Genomic DNA, 14,588 nt, shown 5'->3' with positions numbered 1-14,588 from the left:
GGGACTCGCAGTGCCGCAGCAATCTGGCATCTGACTAGGCATTATTCGTCTTCGAAGTCGTCTGCGCTGACGCTGTCGAGGAACGCGCGGAAGGCCTCGACCTCGTCGGTCTGGGCTGCCTCAACCTCAACCCCTACTTCATCCATCAGCGCTGCAGGGCACTGGATCTCCCATCCCAGTCGCACCGCGATGGCCACGCAATCGCTCGGCCTGGCGTCGACGACATGCTCGCCCAGGTGAAGTTGCGCCCGGTACACCCCGTCCTCGACGGCGAGGATCTCCACCCTGCCCTGTCCGGGGTCGATGAGTGGGAGCAGTGCCGCGAGGAGGTCGTGAGTCATCGGCCGCGCGGACTCGGGCCCCTCCATTCCGCTGGCGATGGCCGCGGCCTCGATCGTGCCGATCCAGATCGGCAGGCACCTCGAGCCACCGCGCTCCTGCAGCAGCAGGACGGCGGGTTCCTCCGTGGAGACCAGGCGGATGCCGAGCACGTCGAGGTGGATCATGGTCACAGCCTACTCAGTGGATCTGGCCGTGGAGCAGGGCCGCGTGTGCCTGCATCACCACTCGATAGAGGTCCGTCACCACGTCCGGCGGCGGTCCCGAGCGGCGCTGATACTGCTCCAGCGCCTGCTCCACCACCGCGGCCTCCATCGCGGCGGCCTGTTGCATCACCCTGAGCTGGCGCAGGTCGATCCCGTAGCCGACGAGCTTCTTGGCGGCGGTGGCGATCGCCACCGCCTCACGTCCGTACAGCTGGGACCCGCGGCGGGGTTGGACGATCTTGAGCCGCTCCAGATGGATGAGGGAGGCCTCCCCCAGACCGGACTCGCCCAAGACCTGGCGACGCGTCATGAGGCCGGGGCCCGAGGAGGAGCGCGACGTCTGGCGACGCTCGGCCGCGGGCTCCTCGTCCGCGCTTACCGAGGCCAGTGACTCGGGTTGCTCTCCGCGATCGAGCGCGTCAAGTTCCTCGCGGATGACCTTGAGCGGGAGGTAGCGGTCGCGTTGCGCACGCAGCACATAGAGCAGCCGGTCCACGTCCTGCTGGCTGAACCTCCGGTAGCCCGAAGGCTGTTGGCGGTCCGGGGAGATCAGGCCTTCCGTCTCGAGATACCTCAGCTTGGATACGGAGATGTCCGGGAATTCGGCCCGGATCATCTCCAGTACGCGGCCGATGGTGCGCGCCGCGCCGGGCATCAGCTCAGACCGGGCTCGCTCAGCGAGATCGTGGCACGGTACTTCCCGATCTGGATCTCGTCGCCCTCGCGCAGCACGGTCCGACCGTCGAGCAGCGTGCGGTTGACGTAGGTGCCGTTCAGGCTTCCCAGGTCTTCCAGGTAGAGCTTCCCGCCGCTGCGGACGAACTTCGCATGGTGGCGCGAGACCGTGATGTCGTCGAGGAAGATGTCCGACTCCGGGTGTCGGCCCACGTTGGTGATGTCGCTGTCGATGAGGAATCGGCTGGAGTCACCGGGGCCGCGGTTGACGACGAGAAGGGCGTTCCCCTCGGCCAGCAACTTGGCCTCGGCGCGCTCCTGCTCGGTGAGTTCGACGCCCGGCCTGTCGTCAGCGGTGACGGGGATCATCGTGGTGGTGTCACCGGTGGGGTCCGTGAGTGGGGCGCCGCAGACACTGCAGAACCGCGCCTCCGACGGGCTTTCAGATCCACACTGTCGGCACTTCATGGGTGGGACTCCTCACTAGGACATCGGTGGGGCGCTGAGCGTACAACGCTACCTGAGGAACTTATCACCCGCTATCAACTGCGTTACCGCGGTCTGGCGAACTCGTTGTCCCCAGGTGCGGCCACGGAGTCGATATCGATGGCATCCAACTGTGTGATCTGGACACGGCCGCCCACCCGGTCGCCCTCGATCTCGCTGACCAGACCCCCACGGAACCGGGCGCCGGCCTCGAGGGTGGCGGGGTCGCCGATCGCCTCGATGACATAGGGCTCCTCCAGCGCGACACCGTCGGCGGTGACCCGTCCCGAGGGGTCGGTGCTGAACCACGAACGCATCACGAGCCGGACGGTGTCGTTGAGCTCGATGACCTCGGCGCCGGCGTCGCGAAGTTCCTCCACGGCGTCCAGGAGCAACTCGGCGCCCACACGGCCCTGCGGGTCCCTGATCTCGATCCGGATCCCTGGGCCGGTCACGGGGATGGTGCCGGCGATGATCTGGGCCTGCTCGAGGCGCCGGGCGGCCTCCAGGCGGGCGGCCTCGTCCCTGTCAGCGCCGCTGAGGAGCTCCGTCCTGGCCTGCTCAAGCTCACGCACCTCGTCCTCCAGCCGACGCGTCTCGACGGTGACGTTGTCCAGCAGCTGGATCAGGTCCGCCTGGCGCACGTTCGCGAACTCGGGCTGGTTGGCCTGGGAGCGAAGGGTGAGCACCACGATGAGGGCGGTGAGAAAGAGGGCAACGCCGGCCACCAACTGGCCCCGGCTGGGCCGGAAGAACGCCCGGAGGTGCCCGGTCGGTTGCTGCCTCGTGGCGCGACGCGCCTTGGTCTCAGGCATGCAGCAGCGCCCGTCGGATCGCGGCGGCGTTGGTGAAGATCCGGATTCCCAGGACGACGACCACTCCTGTCGACAGCTGCGAGCCCACGCCGATCTGGTCCCCGACAAAGACGATCAGCCCTGCGATCACCACGTTGGAGAGGAAGGAGACCAGGAACACCCGATCGGAGAAGATGCCTTCGAGATAGGCCCGGGTCGCGCCGAGGATGGCGTCGAAGGCCGCGACGATGGCAATGGGAAGGTACGGGGCCAGCACGGGAGGCAACGTGGGCTGCAGCAGTAGTCCCACGACCACCCCTGCCACCAGTCCCAAGATCGCAAACACGTCAGTTCTCCTCGTCGGTGCCGGCCGTGGTGGCATAGCGGATGGTCATTCCGGGATCGGCTTCCAGTTGAAGGTCCTCATCGGAGGCTTCGATGTCCATGGTCAGGCCGTAGTTCATGGTGAGGAACTGCCACCACGCCGCGGCGGCCGTCTCGTTGAAGCGGGCCGGGAGGGTGCGGGAGTCGCCAATGGCCTCCACCCGGTAGGGAGGGCTGAGGGAGACGAAGTCCACGGTGATGGCGGCCCCCGCCCCCCGGATGGGGGTCAGCGCACTCATCCGGCGCCCGTTGATGGAGACCGCCTCGGCGCCGGCTTCCCACAGGCCGTTGACCAGGCGGCTGAGGTCGCTGTCGAGCACCAGACCCTGCGACTGGGTGGCTTCGGGGGCATCATCGACGGTGACCACGATGCCGGGACCGCTCACCGGGAGGCTGCCTGCCGACAACTCGGCGTCGGCGAGGCGTTGCCGCTCGACCGGATCTCCCAGCGCACGCTCGCTGAGTTCGCGCACTTCGGCCCCCAACTCAGCTGAGAGGACGGCCAACTCGTCCTGACGGGCCCGAGCGGCCGCCACCCGGTCCAGGAGTTCTGTGCGTTGGGCGGCGATGTCTCCCGCGCCGCGGGTGGTCTGCAGGGCGGCGACCGTGACCAGGACGCTGACCAGGGCGACCGCGATGAGGAGCCGGCTGCGGCTGGGCCTCCGCTCCGTCTGCTGGCGATAACCGGGCTCCAGCGCGTCTGCCTGGATGTCGGTGAGGAGGCTCATGCTGGCGTCGGGACGCCTCACGAAGCGCCCCTGTGCAGCTGCAGCGTGGCGCGGACGTAGAGGAGTCCGGCGGCCCAGTAGACCACCGCGCCGAGCGCGCCGAGGATCCAACCCGCGTAGTGGGCCCAGACAAGGTTCAGGGAGGTGGCGGAGCCGAGCAGAATCAGGGGCAGCGCGAGAAGGAGGAGCATGGTGCCCGCCTTGCCCGCGAGGTTGACGGGGAGTGCCAGCATCCCGTGCCTACGGAGGACCGGTACCAGCGCGGCCAGCATGACGTCCCTGGCGAAGAGGATGAGGAGGAACCACCAGGGCACGATGCCGCGGACCAGGAGCACCGCCACTGCGGCGAGGATGTAGAGCCGATCCGCGATGGGGTCCAATCGGGTGCCCAGCCGGCTCCGCTGCTTGAGCCGACGCGCGAGGTAGCCGTCGAACCAGTCCGTGACGCCGAAGACCGCCAGCATGATGACGGCGGCGAGATCGTGGCCGGCCAGGATCAGCCAGCAGAAGACGGGGATTCCCAGCAACCTGATGAACGACAGCACGTTGGGCACCGTGAGGACGGCTTCGGTGTCCCACTCCTTGACCACTGGCGAGCTGTGCACGTCCTCAGCCTACGTCAGCGCCGGGTGCACCGGCCACGAGTGCGTACGCATCCAGGATCCGGGGACCGACGGCAGGCCAGGTGTAGCGACGGACGAGCGCACCTGCCGCCGTCGGGTCGACGGGTGCGGCGAGGCGGCGACGAAGCGCCACGCGGGCCGAGGCGACGTCGTCGACAGGGAACCAGGACACGAAGCCGGGATGGTCCACCACGTCACGGAACGCGGGCAGGTCCGTGGCCACGACGGCGCAGCCATAGGCCAGCGCTTCCACCAGGATCATGCCGAAGCTCTCCCCGAACCGGTTGGGCGCCACCAGCACGGAGGCTTTCTGCAGCACCAGGGCTTTGGCCGCGTCGTCGAGGCGTCCGAGCTGGCGCACCCGGCCCCCGGACCCCAGCCCCGGACCGATGGCGGCGAAATCGGCCTCGGGTACCTGGTCGGCCAGCGTCGCGAACAGTGGATAGCCCTTGCGTGGCTCGTCCAGCCGGCCCACGAAGACCACCAGTGGCCGACCTCCAGGTTCGCGGGTGTCGGCACGCGGCATCGTCGGCGCCGTGATGGCGTTGGGGATGATCAGGGGCTCGATGCCGGTGACGGCGTGTGCGGTCCTGGCGGCTGCCTCCGAGACCGCAACGGTGACCCGTTCGGGGAGGAGCGCGGCCCTGAGTCGGATCAGCGCGCCCGCCCGGCCCGGATCGAAGGAGGCGTGGTGCGTGACAACCAGGCGCCGCGACGCCCTGGCCGCAGCAAAGGCCGCCCCTGGCGTCAACGGCTCGTGGACGTGGACGACGTCGGAGCCCATCACCGCCTGAGCCGCCACCCGAGCCTGCGCGGGACGGATCGCCAGGTGGGCGACCGAGCCGTTGAACCGGATCCCGTGCGTCGCGCCGAGCAACGTCACCGGGACGCCCCACTCCTGGGCCCGCTCCCCCGGTGCCACCACGACGGGGCGGTGGCCCTCGTTCTGGAGCCAGCGGGCGAGGCCGAGCACGTGGGTGGCCACACCCCCTGGTTCGTCCAGGGAGTAGGGGCAGACGAGCGTCACCCGAAGGCTCACCTGAACATCCGGCGCAACATGAGCCAATTCTCCGGGCTGCGCCGCACGGCGTACGCGAACCGCTCCACGACGCCCTGCATCAATGCCTCAGGGCTGTCGCCGAGGATCGGGTCCGACACCTCCAGGCGGAGCCGGCCACCGTGGAAGCCGGTGGTGACCACCCGCAGGTCTGCGCCGGTGCGGGCTGCGAGCAGTGCGGGCCCGGCCGGCACGCCCACCTCACCGGCCTCTGGCCATGAGACACGGAGGCCGCGCGATGAGAGATCGCGGTCGCTCAGCAGACACACCAGTCGCCTCGCACGGATGTCGTCTGCGAGTGTGTTCATGAGCTCGGGCTGGTCCACGGGGTAGATGGTCATCCCCATGCCCTGTCGGGCGTCACGGAACCGCTCGAAGAGCCCGTCGGGAAGCCGCTCGGCCACGCTGACCACCCGGATGCCGACGCGGGCGGCCCAGGCGCCGGCGAAGTCCCAGGAACCCATGTGCGGCAGAGCCGCCACGAGACCCGGACCGGCGAGCGAGGAGTGGAGTTTGGCCTCGTCACCGGCGGAGACATCGATGACCGCCATGACCTCCTCGTCGGACCACCGCGCCAAACTCAACGACCACAGCAGATTGCGCAGCCAGTTCTCCACGAGCAGGCGACGCTGGGCGCGATTGGGCTGTCTCCCGTTGGCCCGCTCGATGGTGGCTTCCCAGGAAGCAACTCCTCGGAGCGGCATCAGCGCGGCCACCGGTGCCACGACCCGCGCCAAGACGTCGCCGCATCTGCGCGGAAGCCGGCCACCGACCGCCCAGACCGCGCCGCTGAACCTCACCTCAGGCCCGCCAGGCCTCGGCGAGCAGGGAGCGGGCCTCACCGATGAGTTGCGGCAGCGCCCTGGTCTGCGCCACGATCGGCAGGAAATTCATATCGCCGGACCAGCGCGGCACGATGTGCTGGTGAAGGTGCATGCCGATGCCGGCGCCGGCCACAGCCCCCTGGTTGATACCGATGTTGAACCCGTCCGGCCGGGACACCCGCCGCACCACCGTCATCGCCCGCTGCGTGAGGGCGGCCACGTCCATGGCCTCCTCAGGAGTCAGGTCGGTGTAGTCGGCGACGTGACGGTACGGGCACACGAGGAGGTGGCCGGGGGCGTAGGGGAACAGGTTCATCACCACATAGGCGTGATCGCCGCGCGCCACGATGAGGCCCTCTACGTCGTCGCGGCGCGGTGAAGAGCAGAACGGGCACTCACCCTTGTTGCGTGGCTTGCCGTCGCCCTTGATGTAGACCATCCGGTGCGGGGTCCACAGCCGCTGGAAGGCATCCGGGACCCCTGCGAAAGTGTCGCTGGTCTCAGGTTCGGACTCAGGCATCGGCCGTCGGGGACGTGTTCGACCGCGAGGCGATGAAGTCAACGACGGTGGCCACCGCCTCCGCGACGGGCACGCCGTTGCGCTGAGAGCCGTCACGGAACCGGAACGACACCGAGCCTGAGTCGCGATCGTCGCCGCCCGCGATGAGCACGAACGGCGCCTTCTCCTTGGAGGCGTTTCGGATCTTCTTGCCGAAGCGGTCATCGGAGTCGTCGAAGTCCACCCGCACGCCTCGGGCGCGGAGCTGGGCGACAACGCCGCCCAGGTACTCGTCGAACTCCGCGGCCACCGGGATGGCAATCACCTGAACCGGTGAGAGCCACGCCGGGAAGGCGCCGGCGTAGTGCTCGATGAGCACCCCCATGAACCGCTCGATGGAACCGAACTTGGCCGAATGGATCATCACCGGCTGCTGGCGGCTGCCGTCCGGGGCCGTGTATTCGAGCCCGAACCGCTCGGGTTGGTTGAAGTCGTACTGGATGGTCGACATCTGCCAGGTGCGCCCGATGGCGTCCTTGGCCTGGATGGAGATCTTGGGGCCGTAGTAGGCCGCGCCGCCGGGGTCGGCGACGATGGGGAGACCGGACTCGGCCGCGATCTCGTCCAGCACCGCCGTCGCCTCGGCCCACTGCTCGTCCGAGCCGATGAACTTGTCCTTCTTCTTGCCGTCCTCGTCGCGGGTGGAGACCTCCAGCACCGAGTCTGTGAGGCCGAAGTCGTTGAGGAGCGACAGCACGAACTTGAGCAGGTGGCGCACCTCGTCCGGCGCCTGTTCCTTGGCGCAGTAGCTGTGCGAATCATCCTGGGTGATCGACCGCACCCGGGTCAGGCCCTGGATGACGCCGGACTTCTCATCGCGATAGACGGTGCCGAACTCGAAGAAACGCAGCGGCAGGTCACGGTAGGAGCGTCCGCGGGAGGCGAAGATCAGGTTGTGCATGGGGCAGTTCATCGCCTTGAGGCGGTAGGCCTGGCCCCCCCGGACGACGACACCCTGCTCGTCGCGCTCGGCGTCCTCCAGCAGCGGTGGGAACATGCCGTCGGCGTAGTAGGGCAGGTGTCCGGAGGTGTAGAACAGTTCTTCCTTGGCGATGTGCGGGGTGCCGACGTAGTCGAACCCCTCCTCGATGTGGCGGGCCCGGACGTAGTCCTCCATTTCCCGCTTGATGACGCCGCCGCGGGGGTGGAACAGGGGCAGGCCCGAGCCCACGATTTCGTGGAAGCTGAACAGGTCCAACTCCACACCCAGCTTGCGATGGTCACGCTTGGCTGCCTCCTCCAAGCGGTTCTTGTACGCCTGGAGCGCCTCCTTCGAGGGCCAGGCTGTGCCGTAGACGCGCTGCAGCCCTGCGTTGCGCTGGTCACCGCGCCAGTAGGCGGCAGAGGTGCGGGTCAGCGCCCAACCGTTTCCTAGATAGCCCGTGTGGGGGACGTGGGGTCCGCGGCACAGGTCCTTCCAGGCCACTGAGCCGTCTCGTCGGACGTTGTCGTAAATGGTGAGCTCGCCGGCGCCCACCTCGACGCTGGAGCCGTCCTCGTCCGACGACGAGCCCTTGTCCGCGACCAGTTCCAGCTTGAATGGCTCGGCCGCGAGCTCGGCGCGGGCCTCGTCGTCGGTGACGACTCGGCGGACGAAGCGCTGGCGTTCTTTGACGATCTGGCCCATCTGCTTCTCGATGGACTTAATGTCCTCGGGCGTGAGGGGGGCGGTGGCGAAGTCGTAGTAGAAGCCGTCCGTGATGGGAGGGCCGATGCCGAGCTTGGCGTCCACGAAGAGGCCCTGCAGCGCCTGCGCGGTGACGTGCCCTGCGGAGTGGCGCAGGATGCTGAGGCCCTCAGGGCTGTCGATCAGCACCGGCTCCACCTCGTCCCCCTCCACCAGTTCGGCGGCCAGATCACGAAGTTCCCCGCTCACCCGCATGGCCACGACGCTGCGGTCATCACCGAACAGGTCCAGGCCCGTGGTAGTGGTGGTCAGCGTCACCTGTTGCGCGTCGTCGTTGCGGCGGATGGTGATGGCTCCACTCATCGGGGCTCCCTCGGGTGTGACGGTCAGTGTGAATCAGGGCCCATTGTGCCCCTCAGCGGCGTGGGCGTCACCTCAGGGGCGGGTCAGGCTCGGAGATCCCAGAAGTCCTCGTGCCGGTGGAGGTACTTGGCGACGAAGGGACAGGTGGGCCTGACCTTGAACCCCGCCTCGCGGGCGTCGTTCAGCGCGAACTCAACGATCCGGTTGCCGTGCCCGTTGCCCCCGTGGCCCGGGTCCACCTCGGTGTGGTGCATGTCCACCACGTCCCCGTCGATCCGGTAGTCGATCAGGCCGATGAGCTCGTGCCCGTGGTGGAGCTCGTAGCGGTTGGCGGCGGCGTTGTTGGTCAACGTGAGGTTCTCCGTCATGGCTCGAGACTACCCCGCCGCGATGACGGCGACCGAGGCCCCGGTCAGCCGGACCAGCTCGTGGGGCGACAGCTCCACATCCAGCCCTCGCCGTCCTCCGGAGACCAGCACGGTGTCGTGGTCCATGGCGGAGGCGTCGACGACGGTGCGCAGGCTGCGCTTCTGCCCGAGCGGGCTGATGCCGCCGATGATCATGCCGGTGGAGCGCTCGGCGACGGCCGGAGCTGCCATGGCCAGGCGCTTGACCCCGACGGCGGTGGCGAGGGCCTTGAGGTCGAGGGTGGTGTCGACAGGAACGACCCCCACCACCAAGGCCGCGCCGTCGGAGGCGAGCAGCGTCTTGAACACCCGACGGGCCGGCACCCCGAGGGCGGTCGCGGCCTCGAGCCCGAAGCTGGTGGCCCGGGGATCGTGCACGTACTCATGCACCCGGTAGCTCACCCCGGCCGCGTCAAGCGCCTTCAACGCCGGTGTGGCTCCGTGTGGCTTGGTCATGTGTCCTCCTCCGGGCGGTGCGGATGGCCCCGATCGACGCGGCGATGACGGCGGCCATCGCCAACCACTCGATCGGGTGCAGCAATTCTCCCAGCACCACCCACGCGAACAGTGCCGCCGCTGCCGGTTCGAGGCTCATCAGGATGCCGAACGTGCCGGCCGCGATGCTGCGACGGGCACGCAGCTCCAGGCCGTAGGGGATGACGGTGCTGAGCAGCGCCACGAGCGAGATCACGACGAGCACCCGCGGGTCTCCCAGGGACCCGCCGGCGAGGGCGACGCCAGGACCCGCCAGGGCCGCGGCCCCGATCAGCGATCCGACCGTCAGCCCGCTGGTGCCCTCCCAGCGGCGGCCGAGCGGGCCGGCCAGGACGATGTAGCAGGCCCACAGTCCGCCCGCTCCCAGCGCGAGGGCGATGCCGATGAGGTCGGGCTCCGTCGGGCCTGAGCCCAGCAGTACGACGCCGCCGGCGGCCAGCGCCACCCAGATGAGATCCACCGCCCGCCGCGAGCCCAGCACCGCCAACCCGAGCGGGCCGACGAACTCGAGCGTGACGGCGAGGCCGATCGGGATCCGCGAGATGCTCAGGTAGATGAGGAGGTTCATCCCGGACAGGCACAACCCGTAGCCGGTGGCCACCAGCCAGTCCCCTCGGGACCGGCCCGAGACCCGCGGGCGGGCGATGAGCAGGAACACGAGGCTGGCGATGGCTGCACGCAGGAAGGCGAGCGTGGCGGGGTGTGCCGCGTCGAAGATGCCCTTCGCGAGGGCGGCCCCGAACTGCACCGACGCGATGGCGATCAACACCAGGACGACGGGGTGGATTCGGCTCACCCCGCGACACTATCGGGGCGCGTCTCAGCAGGTGAAGAGCGGGTTACCCGTCGCTACGGTGCCGCCTGCCACGTCGGAGACCGAGTCGGGCTCCGCGTCCATGACGACCACCACCACGGTCCTCGACATCGACGGGTCCGTCACGGAGGCCGGATCCCAGGCCACGATGGGTGTCCCTACCGTCACGTCGCTGCCCTGGTCGGCGAGCACCTCGAAACCCTGGCCGGCCAGCTTGACGGTGTTGATGCCGATGTGGACGAGGATCCCGATCTCCCCTCCCACGAGGAGGATGAAGGCGTGGGGACTGACCTTGAGCAGGGTTCCGTCAGCGGGGGCGACGACGACCTGGCGCCCTCCGTCGGGTTCGATCCCGACGCCCGGGCCTACGGTCTGGGCGCTGAACACGGGGTCCGCCACGTCGGTGATCGCGATGACCTGGCCGGCGCAGGGGGCGAGAATCTGCATCACACATGCTCCTTCGGATGTCGATGTGTTGCGCACCCTATCGCCGCCGGGGCCACGCTGCGCCGACGGGGGGCAACTCCCCTATCCTTGCCCGGAGCGGCTCGGCAGGGCCGGCCCCCCGATCGAGGACGATGGCGATGTACTACGGCGGAGATTACAACCCGGAGCAGTGGCCCGAGGAGGTGTGGCTCGAGGACGCCCGCCTCATGCGTGAGGCGCGGGTGAATCTGGTCAGCGTCGGGATCTTCTCCTGGGCCAGGATCCAGCCCAGCGAGGGCGTGTTCGACTTCGTCTGGCTGGACAGGGTGCTCGACATTCTCCACGCGCACGGGATCGGTGTGTGCCTGGCCACGGCCACGGCCTCGCCGCCGCCGTGGCTGGGCATCAGGTACCCGTCGGCGCTCCCCGAGGACCGTGACGGGTCCCGGTTCTGGCATGGCAGCCGCCAGGCCTACGCCCCCACCTCACCGGACTATCGGCGGCTGGCCGGGGAGTTGGTCGCCGCCATCGCCGAGCGCTACGCGTCGCACCCGGCGGTGCAGTTGTGGCACGTCAACAACGAGTTCGGCTGCCACCTCCCCGCGGACTACTCCGACAACGCAGCCCGCGGCTTCCGCGTGTGGCTGGCCGAGCGCTACGCGGGCATCGAGGATCTCAACCGCGCCTGGGGCACCGCCTTCTGGTCCCAGCGTTACGGATCCTTCGACGAGATCGTCCCCCCGCGCAAGGCGCCCTACAGCCTCAATCCGGCCGGGGTGCTGGACTTCAAGCGCTTCACCTCCGACGCCCTTCTGGACCTGTACCTCATGGAGAAGGGCATCATTCGGGACGCAGGGGCCACGCAGCCCGTGACCACCAACTTCATGGGGGCGTTCGAGCCGCTGGACTACCACCGCTGGGCACCCCATCTGGACGTGATCTCCGACGACAGCTACCCGGATCCCAACGACCCCGACGCGTGGCGCTCGGCGGCATTCACCAGGGATCTGATCCGCTCACTCAAGCCGGACACGCCCTGGATCCTCATGGAGCAGGCGAGCAACGCGGTGAACTGGCGGCCCAGCAATGCGCCCAAGGCGCCCGGTGAGATGTCCGCCCTGAGCATGCAGGCCGTGGCACGTGGGGCGGACGGCGTGATGTTCTTCCAGTGGCGGCAGTCGAGCGCGGGTTCGGAGAAGTTCCACTCCGCGATGCTTCCCCATGCGGGCACGGGAACGCGGACGTGGCGCGAGGTCGTCGGTTTGGGCGCGGCGCTGGAGGAGTTGCCGCCTCTCGGCCGGCTTCGGGCACGGGTGGCGCTGGTCTACGACTGGGAGAACAGGTGGGCGATCGAGCAGCCGGACCATCCGGTGACGCTGGACTATCTGGCCCAGATCCAGCGCTGGCACTCGGCACTTCTCGATCTGGGCGTGCTGGTGGACGTCGTCGACGCGGAGGCGGACCTCGGCCACTACGACACCGTCTTCGCCCCCCTGCTCTACCTGCTCACCGAGCACGCCGCCCAAGGCATACTGTCCGTGCTGGAGCGGGGAGGCACCGTGGTGACGGGGCCCTTCAGTGACATCGTGGACGAACACGACAGGTTCCGTGCCGGTGGCTTCACCACTCTCCTCGGCGAGAGTTTCGGGATGCGCGTGACCGATTTCGGTGCCTTGGCGCTGACTCCGCCTGGCCAGCAGAGCGCACCAGTGGCGGGGTCACTCGGAAGATTCGAGGGCACGCACTGTGCGGAGGAGTTGACGGTGGACACCGCCGAGGTCCTGGCGAGCTTCGAGGGAGGCCGCGCGGACGCCAGGCCGGCCGTCACGATGCGCACGCTGGGCGCGGGGAGGGCCATCTACGTGGCGACCATCCCCGACGACGAGGGCCTGCGCTCCCTTGCGCGCCTGGCTGCCAGGCCCGTGGAGGCCGCCCCGGAGCCCGGCACGGAAGTCGTCCAGCGGGGCGATGTGACCTTCGTCATCGACCACGTCTCCCACTCCGTGACCATCACGTCCCACTGAATCCGGTCAGGGGCGAACATCTCGTCGACGGCGTCCAGCACCCCGTCCGGGACCGCGGCGGACCCGGCGGCGGCATTCTGCGCCACCTGCTCCACCAGCGTCGCGCCGGCGATCACCGAGGTGATGGACGGCTGGCCGAGCAGCCACTGGACGGTCACCTCCAGCATCGTGTGACCGGCGCGTTCGCACAACCGCCGGTAGCGCTCGAGCAGATCCCAGTCCACGCCCGCCAGCTGGGCGGACTTGATGGAACGCATCCGCCCCTCGCCGCCACCGTCGCGGGTGTACTTGCCCGTGAGGAGTCCGTTGGCCAGCGGGAAGTAGGGGAAGACGCCGAGCCCCAGGTCCACGGCCGCCGGAAGAAGGTCGTTTTCGATGTCGCGGGCCAGAAGCGAGTATTCGTTCTGGGCCGAGACGAAGGACTCGAGGCCCTCCGCCACGGCAATCTCTGCGGCCTCGCGCGCCATGTCCCCGGTGAAGTTGGAGTGCCCGATGAAGCGAACCTTGCCCTCGCCAACCAGGTCCGTCAGGACCTCCAGGGTCTCCTCAATGGGGGTCTCCGGATCCGGGGTGTGCATCTGCAGGAGGTCGATCCAGTCCGTCTGGAGCCGCGACAGGGAGGCCTCGACGGCCGAGCGGACATAGCGCCTCGCGCCCTTCGGGCCCCAAGCCTCGGAGCCGGGCATCGTGAAGTCCTGATGCCCGAATTTGGTGGCCATCACCACCTGATCCCGTTTGCCCCGCAGCGCAACGCCGAGGAACTCCTCGCTGCGTCCCGGGGCACCACCGTAGATGTCGGCGCCGTCGAAGAACGTGACTCCCTGGTCGATGGCTGCGCCGATGACCCGCACGCTCTGCTCAAGGGACTCCGTGGCGGTTCCCGGCCGGGAGAAGTTGTTGCACCCCATCCCGACGACGCTGACCTTCAACCCTGATGTGCCGACGCTGCGTTGCTCCATGGCCCCACCCTAGGCGCTGGTCGGCGGCTACCAGCAGCAGTAGCCTCCGTCGACCAGCAGGTCCGCACCTGTGATGTAGCTGGCTGCGGGACTCAGGAGGAACAGCACCGGACCGGCGATCTCTTCGGGGGTCGCCAACCGGCCCAGGGGTGTGCTGTCGGCGAACTCCAGCACAAGATCGGCCACCTCCGGGCGCTGGTTCATGGGCGTCAGTGTGTAGCCGGGGCTGACCGCGTTGACGCGGATCCCGAGGCCCGCCCACTCGACGGCGAGCGATTTCGTGAGGTGGATGACCGCTGCCTTGCCGGAGTTGTACTGCGCCTGCGTGAGGTTACGGTTGGCGATGTGGCCCGAGATCGAGGCGATGTTGACGATTCCTCCCCCCTCACCGTGTGCCTGCATGGCACGGGCCTGCGCCTGGCATGACCAGAACACGCCGTCGACATTGGTGGCGTAGACCGAGCGCCACTGGTCCGGTGTCAGCTCCAGCGCCGGGGTGCCCGCGCCGATGCCGGCGTTGTTGACGGCGAGGCGGAGCGGGCCCAGGCGCTCCTCCACGGAGGAAACGGCGGGCCCGGCCGCCTCAGGGTCACGGACATCCCACGCGACGGGGACCCCGAGGCCTCCGACGTCGGAGATGAGGCCGAGGGTCTCGGTGAGGCTCTCCTCGGCTCGCGCGCTGCAGGCGACGCGGGCGCCGGCCTCGGCGAGCGCCACGGCGATCGCCTGGCCGATGCCCTTGGAGGCACCGGTGACCAGGGCGACCTGGTCACGCAGGGAGAACGAGACGGTCACGAT

Annotated in this window: 17 protein-coding genes and 1 pseudogene; 1 reads left to right on the top strand and 17 read right to left on the bottom strand. The window is 68.8% G+C overall.

The window, feature by feature from the left end; all coding sequences use genetic code 11:
- Positions 1-41 precede the first annotated feature (41 nt).
- From H5399_RS09550 to H5399_RS09480, 15 genes are all read right to left on the bottom strand, one after another.
- Entirely contained in the window at positions 42-506 is a 465-nt protein-coding gene (locus H5399_RS09550; RefSeq protein ID WP_182782816.1) for a bifunctional nuclease family protein, read from the bottom strand.
- A 13-nt stretch (positions 507-519) separates the two neighbouring features.
- The gene (locus tag H5399_RS09545) at positions 520-1,200 is read right to left on the bottom strand and encodes a MerR family transcriptional regulator (RefSeq protein ID WP_182782815.1); all 681 of its coding nucleotides are present in this window, start codon (positions 1,198-1,200) and stop codon (positions 520-522) included.
- The gene (locus H5399_RS18540; RefSeq protein WP_182782814.1) at positions 1,200-1,688 is read right to left on the bottom strand and encodes an FHA domain-containing protein; all 489 of its coding nucleotides are present in this window, start codon (positions 1,686-1,688) and stop codon (positions 1,200-1,202) included. The genes H5399_RS09545 and H5399_RS18540 overlap by 1 nt, the downstream gene beginning before the upstream one ends.
- 83 nt (positions 1,689-1,771) lie before the next feature.
- Entirely contained in the window at positions 1,772-2,521 is a 750-nt protein-coding gene (locus H5399_RS09535; protein WP_182782813.1) for a DUF881 domain-containing protein, read from the bottom strand.
- The gene (locus H5399_RS09530) at positions 2,514-2,846 is read right to left on the bottom strand and encodes a small basic family protein (RefSeq protein ID WP_182782812.1); all 333 of its coding nucleotides are present in this window, start codon (positions 2,844-2,846) and stop codon (positions 2,514-2,516) included. Before H5399_RS09530 ends, H5399_RS09535 begins: the two co-directional genes overlap by 8 nt.
- A 1-nt stretch (position 2,847) precedes the next feature.
- On the bottom strand, positions 2,848-3,633 hold the full coding sequence (locus H5399_RS09525; RefSeq protein ID WP_182782811.1) for a DUF881 domain-containing protein: 786 nt from the start codon (positions 3,631-3,633) through the stop codon (positions 2,848-2,850).
- Positions 3,630-4,217, bottom strand: coding sequence for a CDP-alcohol phosphatidyltransferase family protein (locus tag H5399_RS09520; RefSeq protein ID WP_370585731.1), 588 nt, complete (start codon positions 4,215-4,217; stop codon positions 3,630-3,632). The genes H5399_RS09525 and H5399_RS09520 overlap by 4 nt, the downstream gene beginning before the upstream one ends.
- A 4-nt stretch (positions 4,218-4,221) precedes the next feature.
- Positions 4,222-5,274, bottom strand: a complete 1,053-nt coding sequence (locus H5399_RS09515; protein WP_182782810.1) for a glycosyltransferase family 4 protein — start codon at positions 5,272-5,274, stop codon at positions 4,222-4,224.
- The gene (locus H5399_RS09510) at positions 5,271-6,017 is read right to left on the bottom strand and encodes a hypothetical protein (protein WP_182782809.1); all 747 of its coding nucleotides are present in this window, start codon (positions 6,015-6,017) and stop codon (positions 5,271-5,273) included. The genes H5399_RS09515 and H5399_RS09510 overlap by 4 nt, the downstream gene beginning before the upstream one ends.
- A 76-nt stretch (positions 6,018-6,093) precedes the next feature.
- Positions 6,094-6,636 carry an HIT domain-containing protein gene (locus tag H5399_RS09505; RefSeq protein ID WP_182782808.1) on the bottom strand — a complete coding sequence of 181 codons (543 nt, stop codon included), beginning with the start codon at positions 6,634-6,636 and terminating at the stop codon, positions 6,094-6,096.
- Complete coding sequence (thrS, locus tag H5399_RS09500; protein ID WP_182782807.1) at positions 6,629-8,665, bottom strand: threonine--tRNA ligase; 2,037 nt, start codon at positions 8,663-8,665, stop codon at positions 6,629-6,631. The genes H5399_RS09505 and thrS overlap by 8 nt, the downstream gene beginning before the upstream one ends.
- A gap of 83 nt (positions 8,666-8,748) precedes the next feature.
- On the bottom strand, positions 8,749-9,033 hold the full coding sequence (locus H5399_RS09495) for a GNAT family N-acetyltransferase (RefSeq protein WP_182782806.1): 285 nt from the start codon (positions 9,031-9,033) through the stop codon (positions 8,749-8,751).
- A 9-nt stretch (positions 9,034-9,042) separates the two neighbouring features.
- Entirely contained in the window at positions 9,043-9,528 is a 486-nt protein-coding gene (gene ybaK / locus H5399_RS09490) for a Cys-tRNA(Pro) deacylase (RefSeq protein ID WP_182782805.1), read from the bottom strand.
- A complete protein-coding gene (locus tag H5399_RS09485; RefSeq protein WP_182782804.1) occupies positions 9,485-10,363 on the bottom strand; it encodes an EamA family transporter in 879 nt (292 codons plus the stop codon). Before H5399_RS09485 ends, ybaK begins: the two co-directional genes overlap by 44 nt.
- Positions 10,364-10,387: 24 nt before the next feature.
- The gene (locus H5399_RS09480) at positions 10,388-10,828 is read right to left on the bottom strand and encodes a PTS glucose transporter subunit IIA (protein WP_220489313.1); all 441 of its coding nucleotides are present in this window, start codon (positions 10,826-10,828) and stop codon (positions 10,388-10,390) included.
- A gap of 5 nt (positions 10,829-10,833) precedes the next feature.
- On the opposite strand from H5399_RS09480, the pseudogene H5399_RS09475 reads away from it, so the two are divergent.
- Positions 10,834-12,666: pseudogene (locus H5399_RS09475) on the top strand (beta-galactosidase); the annotation flags it as partial.
- Here H5399_RS09475 and H5399_RS18025 read toward each other — a convergent pair.
- Together H5399_RS18025 and H5399_RS09465 are read right to left on the bottom strand one after the other, a co-directional pair.
- On the bottom strand, positions 12,666-13,790 hold the full coding sequence (locus H5399_RS18025) for an aldo/keto reductase (protein WP_182782802.1): 1,125 nt from the start codon (positions 13,788-13,790) through the stop codon (positions 12,666-12,668). The pseudogene H5399_RS09475 and the gene H5399_RS18025 overlap by 1 nt on opposite strands.
- A gap of 27 nt (positions 13,791-13,817) precedes the next feature.
- On the bottom strand, positions 13,818-14,585 hold the full coding sequence (locus H5399_RS09465; RefSeq protein ID WP_220489312.1) for a glucose 1-dehydrogenase: 768 nt from the start codon (positions 14,583-14,585) through the stop codon (positions 13,818-13,820).
- Between the last annotated feature and the right edge of the window lie 3 nt (positions 14,586-14,588).

Origin of the sequence: Tessaracoccus sp. MC1627 (genome assembly GCF_014164725.1) — a bacterium.
Lineage (GTDB): Bacteria > Actinomycetota > Actinomycetes > Propionibacteriales > Propionibacteriaceae > Arachnia.
Note: the sequence above shows the minus strand (reverse complement) of the source record. Positions and strands in the feature narration are given on the sequence as shown.